The organism is Variovorax jilinensis, assembly GCF_030316885.1.
Lineage (GTDB): Bacteria > Pseudomonadota > Gammaproteobacteria > Burkholderiales > Burkholderiaceae_C > Variovorax > Variovorax jilinensis.
Genome location: NZ_JASZYQ010000001.1, coordinates 1,251,207 through 1,272,622 on the forward strand (window position 1 = coordinate 1,251,207; position 21,416 = coordinate 1,272,622).

At 61.4% G+C, this 21,416-nt stretch carries 22 protein-coding genes and 1 tRNA gene; 17 read left to right on the top strand and 6 right to left on the bottom strand.

Features of this window, described 5'->3' with window-relative positions; all coding sequences use genetic code 11:
• Positions 1-26: 26 nt before the first annotated feature.
• From QTH87_RS06035 to QTH87_RS06055, 5 genes are all read left to right on the top strand, one after another.
• Positions 27-815 (top strand): DNA adenine methylase, encoded by a 789-nt coding sequence (locus QTH87_RS06035; protein ID WP_286607678.1) that lies wholly within the window; start codon positions 27-29, stop codon positions 813-815.
• 144 nt (positions 816-959) lie between these two features.
• Positions 960-1,442: a DUF2726 domain-containing protein gene (locus QTH87_RS06040; protein ID WP_286607679.1), complete on the top strand. Its 483-nt coding sequence runs from the start codon at positions 960-962 to the stop codon at positions 1,440-1,442.
• A gap of 48 nt (positions 1,443-1,490) precedes the next feature.
• Positions 1,491-2,720 (top strand): DUF6161 domain-containing protein, encoded by a 1,230-nt coding sequence (locus tag QTH87_RS06045; protein ID WP_286607680.1) that lies wholly within the window; start codon positions 1,491-1,493, stop codon positions 2,718-2,720.
• Between the two features lie 40 nt (positions 2,721-2,760).
• On the top strand, positions 2,761-2,994 hold the full coding sequence (locus QTH87_RS06050; RefSeq protein WP_286607682.1) for a hypothetical protein: 234 nt from the start codon (positions 2,761-2,763) through the stop codon (positions 2,992-2,994).
• A gap of 120 nt (positions 2,995-3,114) precedes the next feature.
• On the top strand, positions 3,115-3,900 hold the full coding sequence (locus QTH87_RS06055) for a pentapeptide repeat-containing protein (RefSeq protein ID WP_286607684.1): 786 nt from the start codon (positions 3,115-3,117) through the stop codon (positions 3,898-3,900).
• A 246-nt stretch (positions 3,901-4,146) separates the two neighbouring features.
• Here the strand turns inward: QTH87_RS06055 and QTH87_RS06060 are convergent, their stop codons facing one another.
• Positions 4,147-7,335 carry an error-prone DNA polymerase gene (locus QTH87_RS06060; protein WP_286607685.1) on the bottom strand — a complete coding sequence of 1,063 codons (3,189 nt, stop codon included), beginning with the start codon at positions 7,333-7,335 and terminating at the stop codon, positions 4,147-4,149.
• Between QTH87_RS06060 and QTH87_RS06065 the strand changes: the two genes are divergently transcribed.
• The 4 genes from QTH87_RS06065 to QTH87_RS06080 all read left to right on the top strand — a co-directional run bounded on the left by QTH87_RS06065 (position 7,334) and on the right by QTH87_RS06080 (position 9,899).
• Positions 7,334-7,591: a hypothetical protein gene (locus QTH87_RS06065; RefSeq protein ID WP_286607686.1), complete on the top strand. Its 258-nt coding sequence runs from the start codon at positions 7,334-7,336 to the stop codon at positions 7,589-7,591. The two genes, QTH87_RS06060 and QTH87_RS06065, sit on opposite strands and share 2 nt — an antisense overlap.
• A gap of 20 nt (positions 7,592-7,611) precedes the next feature.
• A complete protein-coding gene (locus tag QTH87_RS06070; protein ID WP_286607687.1) occupies positions 7,612-8,370 on the top strand; it encodes an SOS response-associated peptidase in 759 nt (252 codons plus the stop codon).
• Positions 8,371-8,388: 18 nt separating this feature from the next.
• Positions 8,389-8,679, top strand: coding sequence for a YciI family protein (locus QTH87_RS06075; protein ID WP_286607688.1), 291 nt, complete (start codon positions 8,389-8,391; stop codon positions 8,677-8,679).
• A 185-nt stretch (positions 8,680-8,864) separates the two neighbouring features.
• Positions 8,865-9,899: a DKNYY domain-containing protein gene (locus QTH87_RS06080; protein WP_286607689.1), complete on the top strand. Its 1,035-nt coding sequence runs from the start codon at positions 8,865-8,867 to the stop codon at positions 9,897-9,899.
• A gap of 552 nt (positions 9,900-10,451) precedes the next feature.
• On the opposite strand, the gene QTH87_RS06085 is transcribed toward QTH87_RS06080, so the two are convergent.
• Positions 10,452-10,649, bottom strand: coding sequence for a hypothetical protein (locus tag QTH87_RS06085; protein WP_286607691.1), 198 nt, complete (start codon positions 10,647-10,649; stop codon positions 10,452-10,454).
• A 73-nt stretch (positions 10,650-10,722) separates the two neighbouring features.
• Here QTH87_RS06085 and hppD point away from each other — a divergent pair, with 73 nt between their 5' ends.
• Entirely contained in the window at positions 10,723-11,808 is a 1,086-nt protein-coding gene (gene hppD / locus QTH87_RS06090; protein WP_286607694.1) for a 4-hydroxyphenylpyruvate dioxygenase, read from the top strand.
• Between the two features lie 126 nt (positions 11,809-11,934).
• Here hppD and QTH87_RS06095 read toward each other — a convergent pair whose 3' ends face one another.
• A complete protein-coding gene (locus QTH87_RS06095; protein ID WP_286607695.1) occupies positions 11,935-12,426 on the bottom strand; it encodes a MarR family winged helix-turn-helix transcriptional regulator in 492 nt (163 codons plus the stop codon).
• A gap of 59 nt (positions 12,427-12,485) precedes the next feature.
• On the opposite strand from QTH87_RS06095, the gene QTH87_RS06100 reads away from it, so the two are divergent.
• The 6 genes from QTH87_RS06100 to QTH87_RS06125 all read left to right on the top strand — a co-directional run bounded on the left by QTH87_RS06100 (position 12,486) and on the right by QTH87_RS06125 (position 17,795).
• On the top strand, positions 12,486-13,475 hold the full coding sequence (locus QTH87_RS06100; RefSeq protein WP_286607696.1) for a tripartite tricarboxylate transporter substrate-binding protein: 990 nt from the start codon (positions 12,486-12,488) through the stop codon (positions 13,473-13,475).
• A gap of 15 nt (positions 13,476-13,490) precedes the next feature.
• Complete coding sequence (locus QTH87_RS06105; RefSeq protein ID WP_286607698.1) at positions 13,491-14,642, top strand: hypothetical protein; 1,152 nt, start codon at positions 13,491-13,493, stop codon at positions 14,640-14,642.
• A 31-nt stretch (positions 14,643-14,673) separates the two neighbouring features.
• A complete protein-coding gene (locus QTH87_RS06110) occupies positions 14,674-14,964 on the top strand; it encodes an antibiotic biosynthesis monooxygenase family protein (protein WP_286607700.1) in 291 nt (96 codons plus the stop codon).
• A 75-nt stretch (positions 14,965-15,039) separates the two neighbouring features.
• Positions 15,040-16,077 (top strand): aromatic ring-hydroxylating dioxygenase subunit alpha, encoded by a 1,038-nt coding sequence (locus tag QTH87_RS06115; RefSeq protein WP_286607702.1) that lies wholly within the window; start codon positions 15,040-15,042, stop codon positions 16,075-16,077.
• Positions 16,074-17,057: a PDR/VanB family oxidoreductase gene (locus tag QTH87_RS06120; RefSeq protein ID WP_286607704.1), complete on the top strand. Its 984-nt coding sequence runs from the start codon at positions 16,074-16,076 to the stop codon at positions 17,055-17,057. The genes QTH87_RS06115 and QTH87_RS06120 overlap by 4 nt, the downstream gene beginning before the upstream one ends.
• A 288-nt stretch (positions 17,058-17,345) precedes the next feature.
• On the top strand, positions 17,346-17,795 hold the full coding sequence (locus QTH87_RS06125) for a hypothetical protein (RefSeq protein ID WP_286607706.1): 450 nt from the start codon (positions 17,346-17,348) through the stop codon (positions 17,793-17,795).
• 975 nt (positions 17,796-18,770) lie between these two features.
• On the opposite strand, the gene QTH87_RS06130 is transcribed toward QTH87_RS06125, so the two are convergent.
• From QTH87_RS06130 to QTH87_RS06140, 3 genes are all read right to left on the bottom strand, one after another.
• The gene (locus QTH87_RS06130; protein ID WP_286607707.1) at positions 18,771-19,097 is read right to left on the bottom strand and encodes a hypothetical protein; all 327 of its coding nucleotides are present in this window, start codon (positions 19,095-19,097) and stop codon (positions 18,771-18,773) included.
• A 148-nt stretch (positions 19,098-19,245) separates the two neighbouring features.
• Positions 19,246-19,599: a RidA family protein gene (locus tag QTH87_RS06135; RefSeq protein WP_286608041.1), complete on the bottom strand. Its 354-nt coding sequence runs from the start codon at positions 19,597-19,599 to the stop codon at positions 19,246-19,248.
• A 176-nt stretch (positions 19,600-19,775) separates the two neighbouring features.
• A complete protein-coding gene (locus QTH87_RS06140; RefSeq protein ID WP_286607709.1) occupies positions 19,776-21,065 on the bottom strand; it encodes a tyrosine-type recombinase/integrase in 1,290 nt (429 codons plus the stop codon).
• 232 nt (positions 21,066-21,297) lie between these two features.
• Here QTH87_RS06140 and QTH87_RS06145 point away from each other — a divergent pair.
• Positions 21,298-21,371: transfer RNA gene (locus tag QTH87_RS06145), tRNA-Gly, on the top strand.
• Positions 21,372-21,416 lie beyond the last annotated feature (45 nt).

The following is a 21,416-nucleotide window of genomic DNA, read 5'->3' on the forward strand; positions in this document are numbered from 1 at the left end:
AGTTTAAACGCAGTCTGGAACACCTCATGGCAATCCCAATCGTCCCCTGGCTCGGTGGCAAGCGCCGCTTGGCCGACACCATCATTCCGCGCTTCCCGGCGCATACCTGCTACGTCGAGGTCTTCGCGGGCGGCGCCGCGCTCTACTTCCTGCGGCCGGCCGCCGAAGTCGAGGTCATCAACGACGTCAACGGCGAGCTGGTCAACCTCTACCGCGTGGTGCAGAACCACCTCGAGGAGTTCGTGCGCCAGTTCAAGTGGGCGCTGTCGAGCCGCGAGGTCTTCAAGTGGCTGCAGGACACGCCGCCCTCCACGCTCACCGACATCCAGCGCGCGGCGCGCTTCTTCTATCTGCAGCACCATGCTTTCGGCGGCAAGGTCTCAGGGCAGACCTGGGGCACCGCAACCACGGCGCCGCCGGTGAACCTGCTGCGGCTCGAGGAGCAACTGAGCGCCGCGCACCTTCGCCTGGCCGGCACGCACATCGAGCGGCTCGACTGGCGCGAGTGCATGCGCCGCTACGACCGGCCGCACACGCTGTTCTACCTGGATCCGCCGTACTGGCAGACCGAGGGCTACGGCGTTCCGTTCGCGTGGGAGCAGTACGAAGCGATGGCCGAAACGCTGAAGGGGCTGCAGGGCAAGGCGATCCTGAGCATCAACGATCACCCGGACGTGCGGGCCTGCTTCGAGGGGCTGCACATGGAGTCGCTGGACATCACGTACCAGGTCGGGGGAGGGCACCGGGGCGCGGAGCGCAAGGAACTGCTGATCTTCAGCTGGGATGTGGTGGCTGAGCCGGCAGGGTTGTTCTAGACGCCTGGAACGGTGGTCCAGTTGTGCAGGCCATCACGGTTTCTCTGCTTTGGGGTGGCGGTCGAGGGGCACTCTGGCCGCATACCCGTCGCATACTCGCCGCGCAACAAATCAAACGGAGTGAGGATGAAAGGATTCGGGCCAGTGCTGTTCTTCATGGCGCTTGTCTTAGGCGCGGTGCTTCTTGGCGCGACTCGCCGGCCGCGCAAACAAGCGCCTTTAGAACTCCCGAGGGCCACATCGCCGCTTACGCGGCATGAGCAGGCGATGTACTTCCGTCTGCAAGGTGCGCTGCCCGGACTCGTCGTGCTCTCGCAGGTGTCGTTCAGTGCCTTGCTCACTGCCAGATCGATGGCCGCCCGCAGTACGTTCAATCGAAAGCGAGCTGACTTCGTCGTTTGCGAGAGGTCGTTCAAGGTCGTTGCGATCGTCGAGTTGGACGACGGCAGTCATGATGGCAACGAGGGCCGCGATGGGAAGCGCGATGCGCTGCTCGAGAAGGCGGGGTATCGAGTGTTGAGGTACCGGGGAATCCCGGACATTGATCGAGTGCAGGCGGATTTTGCGCCGCCGCCGCTGCCGTCCGCTTTGGGTGAAGACGAAGAAGGCAGGATCGATCCCACATAGGCGCAACAGGTGATACTTCTAGAGGGGCCCCCGGGCTAAGAGGAAGCAATGACAGAAGAAACGAAGCAAGAGTCAATTGGAGCTCCCAACGAGCCGCTGTTTGATCTAGACCTTGGTGCGAATGGTGGGCGGTTCGCTCCGACATCGATCGAGGAGATGGAGAGGTGGGTCGAGACGGAGTATCAAGCATGGGTGTGGGTACTGGGCACGCCTGGTGTGGATCACAGGTCGGTCTTGGACTATGCGTACCAGCCCATCAATGAGGCGCTCCACTTTGCTCGCCAATCAAGAACTTACGCGGCTCAATCAAACGACCAAGCTGCACGCGAGCAGATTTCCCAAGTCTCAGAGCGCATTCGGGAGGCATTTCAGGCCCGCACATTTCCGCATAGCACGTCATCACTTGGACAGCGCGTACTCGAACTTAGCGCGGAAGACCAAATTGCTGGAGTCGCGTACTTGTATGCGCAGCTTCCCCCGGTGCCTGGACAGGTTCATAGATTCGATGCTAGAGACCTGGCCGGATGGCGAGGGCTTGTCACTGGGTTGGCAGAGCGGTATGAATTCGCGTCAAATCATGAACCCGCCATCAGGGCGCAACGCAACGCGCTGGAGTTGCTCCACGAGCGCGCTGAGACGCTCATTGGAGAGAAGCGCATCACTCTGGATGGTCTTCACCGGAGCTACGAATTCAGTTCCCGAAGTATCGCTGACGCGATGAGCGATCAAGAGAGCAGATTCTCAGCGCTCTTGAGTTCGTCGGATGAAGCATACAGATCGGCTTTGGCTGATCATCACGAAAAGATGGAGTCCACGCAGAAAGCTTTCCGCGAGGGAATGGCGTTGAGGGCGCCAGTGGAGTATTGGAAGACGAAGGCAAGGACTCACGCCGAAAAGGCGGAAGAGCTACTTAAGGCGTCGTTCATTGCAATGGGACTACTTGCGGTCGTGCTCTGCCTTGCCGCGTGGTGGACTCTGGCTGGCACGTCTGACTTTCGAAAGTTCGCCGTGATGATTCTTCTGGGAACCTTGGGCATCTGGGCCATACGGCTCATCGTACGAATGTTTCTCAGCAACTCGCACTTGGCGACCGATGCCGAGGAACGTGTGACGATGGTTCAGACCTACTTGTCGCTGCTCGAAGAAGGGAAAATGGAGTCAGGCGACGATCGCAAGCTCATTCTGGCGCCACTTTTTCGACCAGCGTCGGACGGTCTAGTGAAAGATGAGGGCTTGCCGCATCCGATTCTTGAGTTGCTGACTCGACAGGGAAAATAGTGCTCGAGGGCCGTGGTGGAGTGTGCTTCGCGTATAGGACATGAATCCATCGAACTTAAGTGGCAAGACCGCCGCCGAGATCATCTTCTTCGCGGTTTTCGCGGCACTGTTCTTGCTCTTGTGGGCTGGCGCTTGGGCGTTGAAGCGCATGCTTCCTCATCAGCATCCGCTAAGAGCAAAATTGACAGGCAAGGCAGTTGTGCGCTGCGCACAAGTTGGCGCACTTGCATTGATCGCGGCTTACATCGCTGTGGCGCTTTACCAATCCTCCTAAGGCTCCTGAACGGCTACTCTCGGGAAAGATAGATGTCGACTTCGCCCAGACAATAAGTCCAAAGCCGTCATGCAGTTTGCCGTCTGTAAACGGGCTGCACTCGCTACACTCAAGTCTTAAATGCGCCTCCCTACAATCACACTTGCAATCTTTGGGCTGATAGTTGTGCTCGTTACTGGCTTCTGGCCGGTTGTCGTGTCGCACACCTTCAACGAGCAGACTTGGGGACTTTACTCTCGAGAGTTCTTTGAGAACGTGCTTGTGGAAGCACATGGCGCTCTGATCGATCTCTTTGTAATCGGCGTAGTGCTATTCTGGTTCGAGAGGAGGCGCGATGCGGCCAATACGATCAAGTCGCATATGCATACTCTTGCGGATCTTCGTTTCTACCGAGGACCTGATGCGTCATACCGCATTCTGGGTCAACTGAAGCGGCTGGTTGAACTCGGAGTTCAATCCTTTCAACTTCCTGAAGCCATTTTGAATGAGGTTGAAATCTCCGACGTATCTTTGAAAGACTCCAACCTTCGCGCCGTCAATTTTGCGAATACAACCCTGCTTCGCGTAACACTCGAAAACTGTCAGTGCGAAGCTGCAATCTTCGCTGGCGCCCGTTTTCGTCATGTCGTATTGAGCAACGTCAATCTTCGGAGAGCCAAGTTCCAGGGTGCACAACTAAATGGCTGCAACTTCTCTGGCTGTGAACTTCAGATGGCGGACTTTACGAACGCGGACCTGCGTAGCGCAATTTTTCGCGACGTCGATTGTCGAGGAGTAAAGTTTAAGAACGCAGACCTGAGAAGTGCAAACTTTATCGGCGCGAAAAATCTGGACCCTGAGGCGCTGAAGGAAGCGAAGAACTTCAAATATGTGAAGGATAAACACCACCACGCTATTTGGAAATAACGGCAGGGGAATCGAACCACCCGTCCAGATAGTCCTTGCGGCCTACCCGTTTCATCTAGGAGCTGCCCCCCATCAACAGCGCCAGCCCGTTGACTTACGAATATAGCACTGGACGCCCTGTCAGTAACCTGTCGCCCACTTGAAGTGCGCCGGCGATACATAGATTGAACGACCGCATCAATCTACCGCCATCGAAAAATTTTGGCCGATTGCCGGCTTTGCGCGAAAGGCAACGGCAGACCGCGTCTACCTGAAATCCCGACTCGACACCCGCAGTTCCCCCAACAGCGGCGTGTGGTCCCATAGCTCTCCAGCTACCAGCGAGCACACCCCTTTCTCGCTCTGCCAGGTCCCCTGAACCGTCAGCAGCCGCGACTGCCGCAGCTGAGCCCGCTGCGCCTGCGCCAGCTTCGGCCACACGATGATGTTCACCGTCCCGGTCTCGTCCTCGAGCGTCGCGAAGATCACCCCCTTCGAGGTGCTCGGCTGCTGCCGATGCGTGACGATGCCGCTGGCCATGACCCGATCGCGATCGCGCGCCTGCGTGCGCAGATCCTCTGCGGTGCGAATCCCGAGTTCGGCCAGGCGAGGGCGAATCAGCGCGAGCGGATGCCTCCGCAGACTGAGCCCCATCGAGGCGTAGTCATCCGCGACCTCGGCGCCTTCAGACGGCTCGGGGAAGGCGAACGGATCCTCGACCGTGCGCGCCTCCCGCAGCATCTCGGTCGGCCGCGTGTCTACGCCCGCCGCGTCCCACACGGCATCGGGCCGCCGACCCGCCAGCGTGAGCAGCGCATCGGCCGCTGACAGGCACTTGAGATCGTGTGCATCCAGCCCTGCGCGCTTGACCAGGTCCTCGACGCTCGCGAACGGCCCAGCTTGCCGCGCCGCCACGATCCGCTCAGCCGCCTTCTCGCGCATACCCACGATGCGCGACATGCCCAGCCGCACCGCGCGCAGAGGCGTGGCGTAGGTGGCATCCCAGCGAGGCAGGGCCCTGGCTTGTGCCTCTTCCTCGAGCGTGCTCCCCCAGTCACTCACCGTCACGTCCACCGGCCGCACCACCACGCCATGCTCGCGCGCATCGCGCACCAGCTGCGCGGGCGCATAGAAGCCCATGGGCTGGCTGTTGAGCAGCGCCGCGAGGAACGCGTCGGGATGGTGCCGCTTCAAGTAGCACGACACGTACACCAGCAGCGCGAAGCTCGCCGCATGGCTCTCGGGGAAGCCATAGGAGCTGAAGCCTTCGACCTGTTTGGCGATCTGGCTTGCGAACTCCGGCGTGTAGCCCTTGGCCGTCATCCGGTCGACCAGGCGCTTCTGGTGGACATCGAGGCCGCCGCGCTTTCTCCAGGCACCCATCGCGCGGCGCAGTTGGTCGGCCTCGCCGGCGGTGAAGTCGGCCGCGGCCATGGCGATCTGCATCACCTGCTCCTGGAAGATCGGCACGCCCAGCGTGCGCTCGGTCGCCTGCTTGATCTCCTCGCTCGGGTAGGTCACGGCTTCTTCGCCCGCGCGGCGGCGCAGGTACGGGTGCACCATGCCGCCCTGAATCGGCCCGGGCCGCACGATCGCCACCTGGATCACCAGGTCGTAGAAGCGCCGCGGGCGCATGCGCGGCAGCATCGTCATCTGCGCGCGGCTCTCGATCTGGAACACGCCCACCGTGTCGGCCTTGCAGATCATGTCGTAGGTAGCAGGGTCTTCCGAGGGCACGTCCTGCATGCCGAAGGGCCTGCCCAGCTTGATCGCCACCAGGTCGAGCGCGCGATGGATCGCGGTGAGGATGCCGAGCGCGAGCACGTCGACCTTGATGAGCCCGAGCGCATCGAGGTCGTTCTTGTCCCACTGCACCACGCTGCGGTTCTCCATCGAGGCGTTCTCGACCGGCACCAGGCGGCTCAGCTTGTCGCGCGAGATGACGAAGCCGCCCGGGTGCTGGCTCAGGTGCCGCGGGAAGTCGCGGATCTCATTCGCCAGCATCAGCCAGAGCTTGACCATGCGGTCGGCCGGATCGATTTCGTTCTCGATCAGGCACGCCTCGCTGATCCACTGCTGCTCCGTGCCGTAGGCGGTCTTGGCGAGGCGGTCGACTACCTTGAGCGTAAAGCCCAGCGCCTTGCCCACGTCGCGGATCGCCGACTTGCTGCGGTAGGCAATCACCACGCCTGTCAGCGCCGCGCGATCGCGCCCGTACTTGCGGTAGATGTACTGCATGACCTCTTCGCGGCGCTGGTGCTCGAAGTCGATGTCGATGTCCGGGGGTTCCTTGCGCTCCACGCTGATGAAGCGCTCGAACAGCACGTTCATTCGCTCGGGGTCCACCTCCGTCACGTAGAGGCAGTAGCAGATCGCCGAGTTGGCAGCCGATCCCCGGCCCTGGCACAAGATGCCGCGATCACGCGCCCAGCGCACGATGTCCTCGACCGTGAGGAAATAGGCCTCGTAGTCGAGCTGGCGGATGATGCCGAGCTCGTGCTCGATCTGCGCGCGCACCTTGTCCGGGAGCAGGGCAGGGAAGCGCTTGGCCGCTCCGGCATACGTGAGCTTGCGAAGGTACGAGGGCGCGGTCTCGCCGGGCGGAACCAGCTCCTCGGGGTATTCGTAGCGCAGCTCCTCGAGGCTGAAGGTGCAGCGGCGCGCCACCTCGACCGTCTCGTAGAGGTAGCTCGCTGGGAACAGCTCCGCCAGGATCGCGCGGCTACGCAGATACGCCTCGGCATTGGCCTCCAGCGCGAAGCCGCATTGCTGCACCGACCGGCCCACGCGCACGGCCGTCACCACGTCCTGCAGGCGCTTTCTGCTGCGCGTGTGCATGACCGGCGTGGAGCTGGCGACGATCGGCAGCTCGGTCATCTCCGACACCTGGTGGACCACATGCCAGCGGATGTCGTCGTCCAGGCCCATCGGCCACACAGTCACCAGCCAGGCCCGATCGCCGAACCAGGTCTTGAGCCACATCGCCTGGGCGAAGAGGCTCTCGACCGTGGCGTCGCGCTCGGGCAGCAGCAGCGCGAGGCAGCCTGGCAGGCCGGCCAGATGCGGCGCCTTGGCGGTCTTGCCCTCGAAGTCACCCACCTGGGCCAGGTAGGTGCCCTTGGCGGCGCGGCGGCGGGCGAGGGTGATCGCCTCGCAGAGGTTGCCGTAGCCGCGTCGGTCCTGCGCCAAGAAGATGAGGCGAACGAAGGGCTGTCCGCCCGCGGTGGTCAGCAGGATCTCGCTGCCGACGATGAAGTGGATACCGCTCTCGCGCGCGGCCAGGTGGGCGCGGACCACGCCCGAGACGGAGCATTCGTCGGTGAGGGCAATGGCCGTGTAGCGCTTGGCGGCGGCGCGCTCGACGAGCTCCTCGGGCTCGGAGGCGCCGACCAGGAAGGTGTAGTTCGAGCGGCAGTAGAGTTCGGCAAAGGGTGGGGGTTCAGGGGTGGCTGACATGCTGTACAAAGATACAGTGTTTATCCGTTCGACCCTAGAAATAAGTACTGGATGCGCGTACAGTTTTGGCATGGACACTAACAAACTTGCCGAGATCTGGATCGCGGCCTGCGCGCACCGCCTCCAGCAGCACTGGCGCACGGTCGATCCCATCGAGCTGGAGGAGGTGGCCGCCGAACTCTGGCGAAACGAAAGACTTCGCGAACTGCCGCCGGCCATGGCTGCGGCCGAGTGGCTTTCACCGATTGAACACTGAGTGGCGGGTACATTTCGGCGATGTGCAGCCACTACCAGGCCGAGAAGCGCCGCAAGCAGATCGAGAAGCTGTTCGGCATCCGCATGCCGCCCGACTGGGAGCCGCCGCCGGGCGGCCTGCACATCTACCCGACCCAGATGGCACCGTTCATCCGCCGCCCGCCCGAGCGCGAGTCGGGGGACGAGGCCGTTCCCGACTTCGAGCTCGTCGAGGGGCACTTCGGGTTGCTACCCGGCTTCGCGAAGGATGTGAAGTACGGCCTCAAGACGTACAACGCACGCACGGAAACCGTGGCCCAGCTCGCCAGCTTCAAGAACGCCTGGGCCAAGCCCCGGCACTGCATCGTGCCGTGCGAGGCGATCTACGAGCCGGACTGGCGCACGGGCAAGTTCATCTCGACGCGGTTCACTGCCGCCAACGATGAGACGCTCGGCGTGGCCGGGCTGTGGTCGCCATGGAAGAACCCGGAGACTGCGCAGTGGGAGCTGAGCTTCACGATGCTCACGATCAATGCGGACGAGCATCCGCTCTTCAGGCACATGCACCGCCCGGATCCGAAGCGGCCGCCGGAGAAGCAGGACAAGAGGATGGTGGTGGTGCTGGCGCAGGCACAGTACGGCGAGTGGCTGGATGCGCCGGCCGAGCGGTCGATGGCGTTCATGAATCAGTTTCCCGCCGAGCGCTTTGCCATGGTGGCAGAGCCGCCACCACCGAAGGCATTGAAGTCGGAGGCGCCGCCGGTCACTGATGCGCCGCTGGCCGAGCCGCCGCTGATCTGAGACGGACGCCGAAGTTGCATGTTCGTCATCACCCTCACGTACATCCGTCCGCTCGACGAGCTCGACGCGCTCATGCCGAAGCACGTTGCCTGGCTGAAGAAGCACTACAAAAGCGGCCTCTTCATCGCGTCGGGGCGGCAGGTGCCGCGCAATGGTGGCGTGATCCTTGCGCGCTCCGGGGACCGCCAGGCGCTCGAGGCCATCTTGCAACTCGACCCGTTCGTGAAGGGTGGATGCGCTCGGGCTGATGTGCTCGAGTTCGCGCCGAGCATGACTGCGCGCGGTGCTGAGGTCTTGAAGAACATGTAGGTGAGCGGTGGGGTTTGAGGCAGTTTTCCGATTTCGACCAGAAGCAGCCGTTCGAGTGCGGCTGGCGAAGCGCGTGCGCACTGACCCCGTCGCGGTAAAGAATCTCCTACCGCATAGCCTTCCACGCAGTGGCAACGCTGGTAGTTGAGGGCGAAAACAGACGAGGAGCCGCCGAATTGACTCATGTGACCATCGCCACTGCGGGAAAGTGCGTCGTTTCCGTCATCGCTTTGCTCGCAAGCTTCAGTTCGTCGGCGGCCTGTGCTCCTCCAAACCCCGAACGCTATGACTTTCGAGGCGAGGCAATCCGCTTCCAGGTCTCGTGGACCGATGCCGACGCGATTGTGCTGCGGGGCGCGGACCGGGCCTCCTTCGAAGTCATGGACTATCCGGCAACTAGTGGGAGCTACTGCTCACCCCCGCCTTCAGCGTACGGCCGAGACAAGGCTCGGGTGTACTTTCGCGGTGAGCCCATCGGTGACGCCGACCCCGCGACATGGACGTTCATCGACAGGGAGTACGCCCGCGACAAGACGCGGATTTACTTTCGAGGCAAGCTCGTCGCCGGCGCCGACCCCGCGACATGGAAGGTCATCAGCGCAGAGTATGCGCAGGACAAGTATGGCTACTATGCGTTGGGGCGCCGCGTACAGGGCAGCGGGTTTGTCATGCTGGACCACAACTATGCCAAGACAGACAAAGAGGTCTTCATGAGTGGCATCCCCTTGAAGGTGACGGATGCCCCGACATTTCAGGCTTGGCGCCCGAGCGTCGGTATCACGCGCGACAAGGCGCATGTCTACTTCCGCGGAGTAGCCATTCCGGGGGCTGATGTTGCAACCTTCGAGCAAGTCGACAGATACCTGTTCAAGGACCGACGGGCGGTGTATCTCGAGGGGCGCGAGTTGGAAGAGCTTGACCCGGTGAAGCTTCGGGTGTCCAAGTATGGTACGTACGCGCTTGATGAACGCGTCGTTTTCTCTGGCCACAAGAGGGTTCCACGCGACGCCAGCACCTTCGAGGAACTGCAGCCGCCGTGGTCGAAAGACAAGGATGGCGTCTATCACTGGGACCGCCTGGTCAAGGATGCGGACATTGAGTCGTTTATTGCCAAGTCGGTGCGGTCCGCTTACGACAAAAACTATCGGTACGACGGCGAAGTTGCGTACTGCAAGATTAACTCTCAGGCTCCCACAGAACTGAAGCTTTGCCCCAACTGAGGACCGGATTCGGCCATTTGCGGTCGCTCGCTGCGCGTTGTTCAATTTCGGCTAGGCGCTCACAAGCGGACACTTAGAGGTGATCAGAAAGCATGTCTGATCCCCGACGTCATATCCGTCGACCTGCTCGGCGTCCACCCAGAAGTCCGGATACCGTTCAAACGTACAGCCGCATGCGACGGTCCTCCACAACCGCTTCTGCAACGACGAAGGGAGCAGCATCAGGTCTTCGTACTGCCCGATGCACAGCTACGGCATCCATGATCTGCGGGGCGAGATTATGGCTCGCAGCAGGGCAGCCGTCATTGCAATCGCCGCAAGGACTCGCCAGTCCCCGCGGGAGATGCCGCACTCGCGCAGGCAGGCAGCTTCCAGACCATGGCTAAGGCGACTCGACTGTAGGGCGAGCTGATAGGGGACGTGTCGTCAAGACTGAGCGCCACTGGCTTGCGAGAACGACTGGGGGGAAACCCTATGTCGTTTCATATGAAACTAATTAAACTTTCATTTGTAATGAGTTTATCAATTTGCCCACTATGAATTTGCCGCCACTCAGATCACCCGCAGGCGCCTGCTGATGGCCTCCTCAGCATCTGGCGCACTGCCGGCAGGAACAGTGTTCGCGCGCAGCCGGAAGGGATCACGCGCTTCATCGTCCTCCCGGATCGCTCGCTCACTCTTGGCGCGCGCGAAGGTGGTGAGCCAGTCGTCCGACGAAGACGTCGCACGCTTGGTGGAGAGCGCTGCCAACTATGCGGAGCGCGTAGCCTACGGCGCCGACCTCACGCTCAAATGAACTTCAACCATTCCAGGAAACTCCTTCATGACAGATCTGTTCGAAAACCCGATGGGCCTGATGGGCTTCGAGTTCGTCGAGTTCGCCTCGCCCACGCCCGACACCCTCGAGCCCTTCTTCGAGAAGCTCGGCTTCTCGCTGGTCGCCAGGCACCGTTCCAAGGACGTGGTGCTGTACCGCCAGGGTGACATCAACTTCGTCGTCAACCGCGAGCCCAACAGCCCGGCCGCCTACTTCGCTGCCGAACACGGACCCTCGGCCTGCGGCATGGCGTTCCGCGTCAAGGACTCCCACAAGGCCTATGCGCGTGCGCTCGAGCTCGGCGCCCAGCCGATCGAGATCGCCACCGGCCCCATGGAGCTGCGCCTGCCCGCGATCAAGGGCATCGGCGGCGCGCCGCTCTACCTCATCGACCGCTTCGAGGACGGCAAGTCGATCTACGACATCGACTTCGAATTCGTGGAAGGGGTGGAGCGGCATCCCGCAGGCCACGGCTTGAAGGTAATCGACCATCTCACCCACAACGTCTACCGCGGCCGCATGACCTTCTGGGCCAACTTCTACGAGAAGCTCTTCAACTTCCGCGAGATCCGCTACTTCGACATCCAGGGCGAATACACCGGGCTGACCTCCAAGGCGCTGACCGCGCCCGACGGCAAGATCCGCATCCCGCTGAACGAGGAGTCGGCCAAAGGCTCGGGCCAGATCGAGGAATACCTCATGAAGTTCAACGGCGAGGGCATCCAGCACATCGCCTTGTTGAGCGACAACCTGATCGACACCATCGACCAGCTGGGTCTTGCCGGCGTGCCGCTGATGACCGCGCCCAACGACGTCTACTACGAGATGCTCGAGACGCGCCTGCCCGGCCACGGCGAGCCGGTGGGCGAACTGCAGGCGCGCGGCATCCTGCTCGACGGCACCACCGAGGGCGGCACGCCACGTCTGTTGCTCCAGATCTTCTCCGAGACCGCCTTCGGGGGCCCGGTGTTCTTCGAGTTCATCCAGCGCAAGGGCGACTACAGCGACGGCTTCGGCGAAGGCAACTTCAAGGCGCTGTTCCAGTCGATCGAGCGCGATCAGGTGCGCCGCGGAGTGTTGCAGACGGCCTGAGGCCGTACCGGGCCGGCGGGGAGCCGGCCGAGGTGTGAGTGCACGCGAAAGGTGTCACCAAAGAACGCGATTCCAGTCGGAGGTACGGGCCACTCCGACGGCGACCCGCACAGGCTGGATATTGCGTTAGACAAGCAAGTCTTCAATCGGAATGGAAAGCAATTTTCCGAGCGAAGCAGCAAACTGTGCCCGATTGCTCTCGGGAAGCGCTGAAAGCATGCGCTCTTCCAGTTCAAGGGCATACGGAACGAGTGTTTCGTAGACCTTGCGGCCGCTGGCTGTTGTCATGAGAAGCCGCATCCGGCGGTCCGCTTCAACAGCCTTCGCGACAACCAGCCCAGCCGTTTCGAGGCGCCGTACGGCGCGGTGCACCGCGACCGCATCCATGATGTGCGGGTCCACGAGGCTGGCTGCAGGACAACCTTCCTGCTGGGCGATCGACGCAAGCACCCGCCAGTCGGTCCGCGAAATCCCGCACTCGCGCTCGCACGCGGATTCGAGTCCGTGGCTGAGCCGGCTCGAAAGCAGCGCAAGCTTGTACGGAACATATTCTTCGAGCGCTAGCGAACGCGCCACAGGCTGGCGGGAGCGACTGGTGGAAACCCTATTTGATTTCATATGAAACTATATAAACTTTCATTTGTAACTATCACATCATACTCAAAGGGCCAACCACAATGAAGCTCGCATTTCCCCAGATCACACGCCGGCGCCTTCTTCTCGCGGGTGCAGCCGTAGGTGCATTGCCCGCAGGGTTGGCGCATGCGCAGCCCGAAGGCGTCACCCGATTCATCGTCCCGGTGCCCGCCGGCGGCGGCATGGACAGCACGGCCCGCCTGATCGCCGAGGGCGTCCGGGATGTCATCGGAACGGTGATTGTCGAGAACAAGCCTGGCGGTGCGCTGCGAATCGCATTGCAGTATGTAAAGGCCGCCGCGCCGGACGGGAAGACCCTGCTTTACACGACCCTCTCGCCGCTCACCATCTACCCCCACGTGTACCAGAAGCTAGGCTATGACGCAGTGTCCGACCTGATACCGGTTGCCCCTGTGGTTTCGTACGATTTCGCGCTGGCAGTTCCCGGCAGCAGCCCGATCTCGTCGCTTGCGGAGTATCTCGAAGCGGTCAAAAGGAACCCCGAGAAGATGGGTCTCTACGCCGTTCCTGCCGCAGGTACATCGCTGCACTTTCTCGGGGTAGCGCTGGCACAAGCGGCCAACGTCCCGCTCACTGTCGTCCCCTACAAAGGATCGGCGCCTGCTATGCAGGATCTGGTCGGCGGCCAGGTGCCCGCCTGCATCAACGTACTCGGTGAGTTCTTGCAATATCGGGCGGCCGGCAAGGTAAAGATTCTCGCGACGGCTGGCGCTCAGCGCTCGACCTTGACGCCGGATGTCCCAACATTCTCCGAACTTGGCTTCAAGTCGCTGGTCATGAACGAGCAGTTCGGCCTGTTCGCGCCGGCCAAGACGCCCCCTGCGACCGTTGCGCGCATCAACACCGCCGTGTCCGACGCCATGCGCAAGCCCGAAATGCAGAAGCGTGTCGCAGAGATGGGTTACGGGACCCTCATCCTCACTCCGGCGGCATTTGAAGAGAAAGTGCGCAAGGACCGCGACCTGTGGCGACCCCTTGTCAAGGCGAGCGGCTTCTCGCTGGACGAATAGAAAGGGCGCCGCAGCATGTACGAATTCAAGCCAGCGTGGCAGGTCGCCCTTGACGATCTGTGCGAGCGCGTCCTTCAGATCCGTGATGCCTGTGGCGAGGCATGGCCTTACCACTGCGATCCGGCGAGCGGCCAGTGGGATACCACCGCAGACGGTGACTGGTGTGGTGGCCACTGGGTCGAATGTCTTCGCATCGTGGGCGAGCTGTCCGGCGATAGGGTCTTGCAGCAGGAGGCCGAATCGCGGACCGAACGCCTTCGACAGTACCTCGAAAGAGACGACATGTTCCGCGCGCACCGGTTCTACTACTCGGCGGCGCGACAGTACGCCTGGACAGGCGAAAAGAAATTCAGGACGCTGGCGCTGGCGGGCGCGTGGGCTGTTCGCTCCATGGCCATTCCGTCCAACGGCGCCATGCCGATCGGGACCCAGGTGCAGGTCCGCTCGACGCAGCTCAGCGGCAGGCATAAGGTGTGCGTGGACAACGTCCACCCGAACCTGATCCTGGACTGGTGGGCGCTGAAGGAAACGGGAGATCAGGCCTTCGCGGATGGTGCGCGGCGCCACCTCGACCTCACCCTGCGGGACTTCGTTCTGGACGATGGATCCACGATCGAATTTATAGACTACGACGTAGCATCCGGAAAGCCCCTGCGCCACTTCACGCTACTGGGCGCCCATGACGACAGTTGCTGGTCACGCGGCCAGGCCTGGGCCGTCGCAGGGTACCTGCGCGCGTGGGAAGCGCTTGGCGACAACCGCTACCTGTCTGTGGGCAATCGCCTGCTCGACTACTGGATGGCGAACTGCGGTGCTGACGGCGTGCCGCCCTGGGACTTCAAGGACCCGGAACTCGACACGAATCCGGGTAGCGTCCCACTCGACACATCGGCTTCGGCCATCGTCGTAGAACAGCTTGCACGCATGGCGGTCAAGGGCGGCTTGCCGCCGGACGCGAGCCGGGCTTGCGCACGGCTGGAACCGATGCTCGACGGCCTGATCGCTCACATGGGCCGCGCGACAGGCGATGGATCGCCACCTGGAATGCTGCGCGATGCGTGCTTCAACCAGCCCAAGCGATATGCAAATCGCAGTGAGGTCATCTGGGGAACGGCTTACCTGTTGTTCGCCCTGTACTACCTGAGGACGGGTCGTGTTGTCGAGTAAGACTGTCGCCGTCGATGTACCTTGCACTCCGATGGCGCTCCAGGTTGTGCTCTTTCGCGCGCGCAAGGGCGAAAGCCACAAGTTTGCGCGTGCCATGGAGCAGGCTCTGCCGATACTGCGCGCCGCCGAAGGCTATCGGGATCACCGGTTTGCACCCGGCATCGACGAACCTGATGCCCACGTTCTGCTCGTCTGGTGGCGCGCCGTGGACGACCACGTGATCGGCTTCCGGCAGTCCGCTCGCTATGGCGATTGGCGGGCGCTACTAGACGGTCACATCTACGGCGAACCCTACGTCCGGCATTTCAGCCTGCCAGCGTAGCTGGCAGCCTCGAAGCAAAAAATCTTCAACTGCGCGCTGCGTGGCCAGTGTGCGAACCTTCTCAAGGGAGACGATATGTTCATCCGAAATTGCTGGTACGTTGCGGCCTGGGACAAGGAAGTTCCGGCCGATGGTTTCCTGAGCAGGACCATCATCAACACGCCCGTCGTGCTTTGGCGCGACGCGGAGTCAAAGGTGATTGCACTGGTCGATCGTTGCTGTCACCGTGGCGCCAAGCTGTCCATGGGCCGAAAGGAAAACGGCGGGGATTGCGTCCGCTGCATGTACCACGGGCTCGTGTTCGACCGAACCGGGCAGTGCATCGCCGCACCAGCCCAGGACCGGATTCCGCCGCAGGCCAGGGTCCAGAGCTTTCCCGTGGTCGAGCGCCATCGCTGGGTCTGGATCTGGATGGGCGACCCCCAAGCGGCCGATCCCGCCCTCATCCCGGACACGCAATGGCTGGACCATCCGGAATGGCGCTCGAAGGACGGCTACCTCCACTACGACGTCGACTACCTCTTGATCGCGGACAACCTATTGGATTTCTCTCACCTTCCGTTCCTACACCCCAGCACGCTGGGAGGATCCCCCGACTATGCAGCGGTCCTCCCGAAGGTGGAGCGAAACGCACGTGGCGTCCGTCTGACCAAATGGGTGCCGAACACCGAGCCACCGGCCTACTCCGCGAAATATGCGAACTACGCCCCGGGCGCGCAAGTAGACAGGTGGACTTACTACGACTTCATCGTTCCGGGCGTGCTGTTGATGGACACCGGGATGATGCCGGCCGGCACAGGTGGCCAGGATGCACACCGCGAAAACTCAGTGGCATTCAGGGGATGCCAAGCGTTGACCCCGGAGACCGAGACCTCTACGCACTACTTCTTCGCGCATGCGCACAACTTCATGCTAGACCGCCCGGATGTCACGGCCGAGATCCACGCCGGTGTCGAGCGCGCATTCGAGGAAGACCGGGTCATGATCACGTCGCAACAGCAGAACCTTGCGCACGATGCCGCCTTCAAGATGGTGCCGCTCAGCGTTGATGCGGCCTTGTCGCAATTCCGTTGGGTCGTTGACCAGATGGCAAAGAAGGAACTTGCAGCGTGAATAGCGCCAGTCAACAAGTCCTGACGGTCAGCGCTATCCGCGCAGAGGCGCGGGATGTCCTATCGGTCGAACTGCGGCATCCTGAGGGCGCGAGGCTTACACCCTTCGCTGCAGGGGCGCACCTTGAGATTCGGTTGCCGACGACGCGAGAACAAACCATGCCGATGATCCGGCATTACTCGCTATGCAACAGTCCGCTCGAAACGGATCGCTATGTGATCGCTGTCGGTTTCGCGCACGCCGGCCGGGGTGGGTCGAGGGCGGTTCACGAGACGATCCGCGTTGGCGGCCTAATCAACGCTTCCCTACCGATCAACAACTTTGCGCTCGTTCCTGCTGCAAGTCACTACCGCTTCGTGGCGGGTGGCATCGGAATCACGCCGATCATGTCGATGATTGGTTGGTGCGAGGCGCAAGGCAAGAGCTGGTCACTGCTGTATTGCACGCGCAACCGGCTTCGGACCGCGTTCTACGAAGAACTGCAGCAGTATGGCAATCGGATTCATTTCCACTTTGCGGATGAGGCAGGCGGCGAACGAGCAGATCTCGCCATGTATCTGGGGAGCAAGAAGACCGAAGAACATGTGTACTGCTGCGGCCCCGCGTCGCTGATGCACTCGGTACAGGAGCATTGCGGAGACCGACCCAAAGGCTCCGTTCATCTGGAGTGGTTTGCTGCAGGTGATCGGCCGCTTGAGAACTCGTCGCCTGCGTCTGAGTTCACGGTGGTTGTGAAGTCGTCAGGACAGCGCATTCTCGTGCTTGAAGAAAAAAGCATCCTGCAAGCGCTGGAAGATAGCGGGGTCGCGATCCCTTTCTCGTGCCGCGAAGGTTTGTGCCGGACGTGCGAGACAAGCATTTGCGCAGGGCGTGCAGACCACCGGGATTGGGTGCTTTCCGAAGAAGAGCGCGACGCTCAGCGTTCGTTGCTGGTCTGCGTTTCAAGGGCTCAAACGGCTGAGCTCGTACTAGACCTTTGAAGCGTAAAGCCAAGGTCATTACGCGACACGACAAGGGCCGGAACATGGTCTCAAGAATAGGGAAAGAGTTTCGAATAGACGTGCCATTGTTGTAGCGGACACGCAGGCAACGCATGCTTGAGGACATGCGCGTCCGCAAGCCTTAAGCATCAACGGTCATTGGCCGAACCCACGTCGATGTCTTCAATCGATGCATACCTGCCATCCAGACGCGTGCCACGAAAGACCGAGTTGGGCCCACAGCGGAAGTAGGCCATTTTCAATCTAGCCGACCGGCTACCATTCGCCATGGACTCAAGCTGCGATCACATTGATGCAAAACCGCTCATGTGGCGCGTCGCGAGAAGGCCGACTGTGGTCGTCATTTCGCTGATCCTCGCGGTCTTTGCCGCGTGGTCATGGGGTCTCCACGCGGGCGTCTGCGTGTCGCAGTTTCGCATCCTCAAGGATAGAGAATTGATCGAAGCCGCCGTCAGGCACGTCATCCTGGGCGACGATGCGGACCAAGGGCAGGTCGATGAGTTCCTTCATGCCAATCCAGACTGTTGCGGGGTGAATCGGACCGCGAGCCGTGGCTTTCTTTCTTGGGACGTGTTTGAAGTCGAGATCAATTACCAACGACAGCCAATGGGCACGAGCGTTGAACCTTTCTACAAGACGATCGTAGCTGTCCAGGCTTGCGGTTCTTCGATGGGCTCAACTCACGGAATCTCCACGCCGACCCTCGAAAAGTATTGACGGAAGCTGGCGTGATCGTCTGCTCCTGGCCGAAAAGATGCTTCCTCCACATCCGATCGCGTGTCAATGGGAATTGCATGCAGTCATCTCCGCCAAGTAACTTTTATCCCGAAGGACCGAAGCGCCACGGAGAGCAAACCAAGGACAAAAAAGAACCACGCTGCAGTGAACACTATCAGCAGTGAAGCCATCAATGACGCACTCGCTCGCCATGCGGGCTCGTTCTTCGCGACAGTCGGAATCTCGCCGAAGACGTACGCTACTGCCTCGAGGGACAACCATGCCAAAAATGGGGCAGCGAAGCCGATCATTAGGACTAGTGACGTTCGAGGGTGACTGGTGATTGATAGTTTAGTGGCGCCGAGCAGCCGACATACGACTGCTGTGAAGAGGAGGCAGACGCAAGAATATCTCAGCCACTTGAACACATCCGGCAAGCTGGCCACCGCAAAGTCAGCGAGTTGGGGTCTATCGAGCCGCCGTGCGAGCGTTGCGTCATCGAAGAGCCCGGCGAAGTTGGTGCCAAGCAAAGAAGTCACGGAGAGCAATTCAGATCGGAGGCACAGCGACACCAACGCGACCACCAAGGAAGCGACCAGCATTCTGTTAGAGATGGATAGAGCGAGGGCCCGATCGTCGAATATGCGGACCACCAAGCCCATCGCTAGTGCCGCAAGCGCGACGCAGAACCCAAAAGCAGCCCAATCGCTGAAATGGAGCGGCGGCGCACGCCCATACTGCACATAGACGTGCCCGGTAGCAAACCCAACCATTGACCAGGCTACCAGGACGGCGCTGCAAGCAGCCAAAAATATCGGGCGAGTTGCGAATGACTTACTGGCCGTAGTGCGTCCCCTGCCGTGCGACGGCGATTCAACTCTCAATTCTTGCTTGGTAGTTGGTTAGTGCGCAAACACGACGATCCACCCAGTTGGACCCTGCCAACCAACGACTGCTACTGGCCGGTAATCGACGTTAGCGAAACATCGACATTGCTTTAAAAAACGCCCCTATCAGGATGATGCCGCCGCAGAAGATGACGACAAACTTTCCACCCCATCCGGGAGCCCGCCACAGCAAGCCAAACGTGGACCAAGGGTTAAGTCTGGGCGCGCCAGGCGCCTGCTTCTTGGGAAGGTGCTTGGCCTCAATCAGCGCGACCGCCCCGATGCCAGCAAAGAAAAGGGCAAAGGCTAGGCACATCAACGCAGACTGATATGCGCCTCGCTGTGCCATGCCGCCAGCCGCCACAGCGAAGAACAAGACAACCGCACCAACCAGCAACCTTGTGAACCAGCCCACCAAATCTCCTCTGGCCCTATTTAAAGCGGCAACGCCGCGCCGATGACGGATTGTTGTGCGTACTTCCGTGAGTGCGCACGCGCTCCGGACGGCCTTGTTGTGAGCCAGCGACGAAGGTCCACTGTTGGCCACGCTCCGCCACTCACCTTTATGCCTCAGCGACCGCCGCGATGGAAACCTTAAGCCCCGGAATTCTCGCCGGCAGCTTGGCACCTTGCTGGGCGGGAGGATCAGAGGGGAACCATCTGATCCATTCCTCGTTCATGCCCGCAAAGTCGTCTTCGTCTGCAAGGACAACGGTGAACCTGACAGCCTTCGCCAGTGAGCTGCCCGCGGCCTCGAGAATTGCCTGCACATTGGTCATGCACTGACGGGTCTGTTCCTGGATCGTGCTACCGACGATTGCGCCCGTGACGGCATCGGCAGGGGACGTTCCAGAGAGGAAGACGAGTCCGGCGGCTTTGACCGCCTGACTGTAGGTCGCCGGCGGCTTGGCTGGCAGCCTTCGGTGTGTAGACGATCTGGCGAGTCATTGGCTTCTCAGCGACTGTTAGAAACGGTGGCGATGGCGCCACCCGCCTGCGCAGTTTGGTAGCGAGCAGCAGGTCACCACGATCCCCTCGCGTCCATCGGAAAGATCTCATCCGGATGGGGGAGGGCTGGTTGAGCGAATCGCATCTATCCCGATTTGCGGGCTAGGCCCTCGAGGTGCTTCGAGAGCTTAGTGAGCCAAAGCCTGCGCTCGGTGTCGTAGCTGTGGGCGTTGTAAGTGCCCTCAATCACCGGCGGCAGATGACCCAGGATCGCCTCAGCCACTTCTCCGGGGCACCCTAGCGCGGCGAGCATCGTGCGGCTCGTGCGCCGCAGGTTGTGCGGCGTCCAGTGGATGACCGGCAGCATCAGGCCCTCGCTTTCACGTTTAGCCACCTTGGCGGAATACGGCTGCAGGCCGTAGATGTAGGTCGAGAAATCATGCTGGGTGTACTGCTCGCCGCGCGCGTCTTCGAAGAGGAAGCCCGACTTGCCGACCGCCTTCAGGCGCCGCTGAATGATCTTCCGCGCGCGGCCGATGAGTGGCACTCGGAGGTCGACGGCAACAGCGAACCGCTCGTTCTTCGTGAGTGCCTTAGGGACGGTCCACCAGGTGCCATCTTTTTCCTCGCTGATGTGCTCGGGCCGAATCGCTAGGATCTCGCCGCCACGTGTGCACGTCCACAGGTACATCTGCAGGGTGTCCTGGCCGAGCTCGTGCATGTTGGGCAGCCACCCGAGCAACGTGCCGACCTCTTCGTCGCGTAGCAAGCGCCGCTGCTGGCCCTGGTGCTCGCCGCCGACGATCTTCCCCTTGCTTTTCAGCCGGCCCTTTTGCACGGCTGGCCACCAGTTCGGCGTGTCTTGGTCTAGGCGGCCTGAGTCCAGCGCCAGTGCCCACGCTGCACCGAGCATCGAGCGTAGCTTTTGAGCGGCCGTCGGCGTAGCTTTCCGCGCTTCCAGCAGGTCGAAGCATGTCGATCTGGTCACCGAGTTCGCCAGGCTGGCCGCGAACGTCGGTTCTTCGTCCAGAAGCCGCTCGAGCGCTCTGCGCGCAGCGAGTGCGCCGGCCGCCTTCCGCTCGGCCTCGAGGTGACCCATGATGTAGTCTTGGACCAGCTTGCGCACGGTGAACAGCTCGGCGGGCGGCGGAGCAGAGCCGGCAGGCTTGCGACGCTGCCGCTGGAATTCCTTCGGGTCGATTCCGTCGGCGCGTTTGGCGCGGAGGTCCTCCCAGATAGCCGCGGCCTTGGATGCCCGCATCTTCGGGTAGGGGCCGATGGCCGTCTGCTTCATCAAGCCTGACACCGGGTGCTTGTAGCGATAGGTCCACGTCGCCTTCGACGCTGAAGCCACCAGGCGGAGACCTTCGCAGCCGTCGACAACGAGGTGTTCACCAGGCTTCAGCAGCTTGGCGGCGCGAACATCGAAGAACATGGGGGACCTATACTCCGGCTGTCGTCGAGGGGTGCCCTCAAGGGATCCCGCGACGGGTAGGGGGTGGCGCGGTTGTCTCAAAAGCTACGCCGAAACCTACGCCGAAGTGCAAAGTGTATAGGGGTGACGCCGGCCGGCTTTGGGGAATGTCAAAGCGACCTATGAGCTGATTTCCCTCTATAGATCAAACACTTAGGTCGAAAATTCGTTGCGCGTCAACGACTTACGAAATGCGGGTGTAGTTCAATGGCAGAACGGCAGCTTCCCAAGCTTCATACGAGGGTTCGATTCCCTTCACCCGCTCCAGATCCAGCTGAAAAACGGCCCCGCACCGCGGGGCCGTTTTTCATG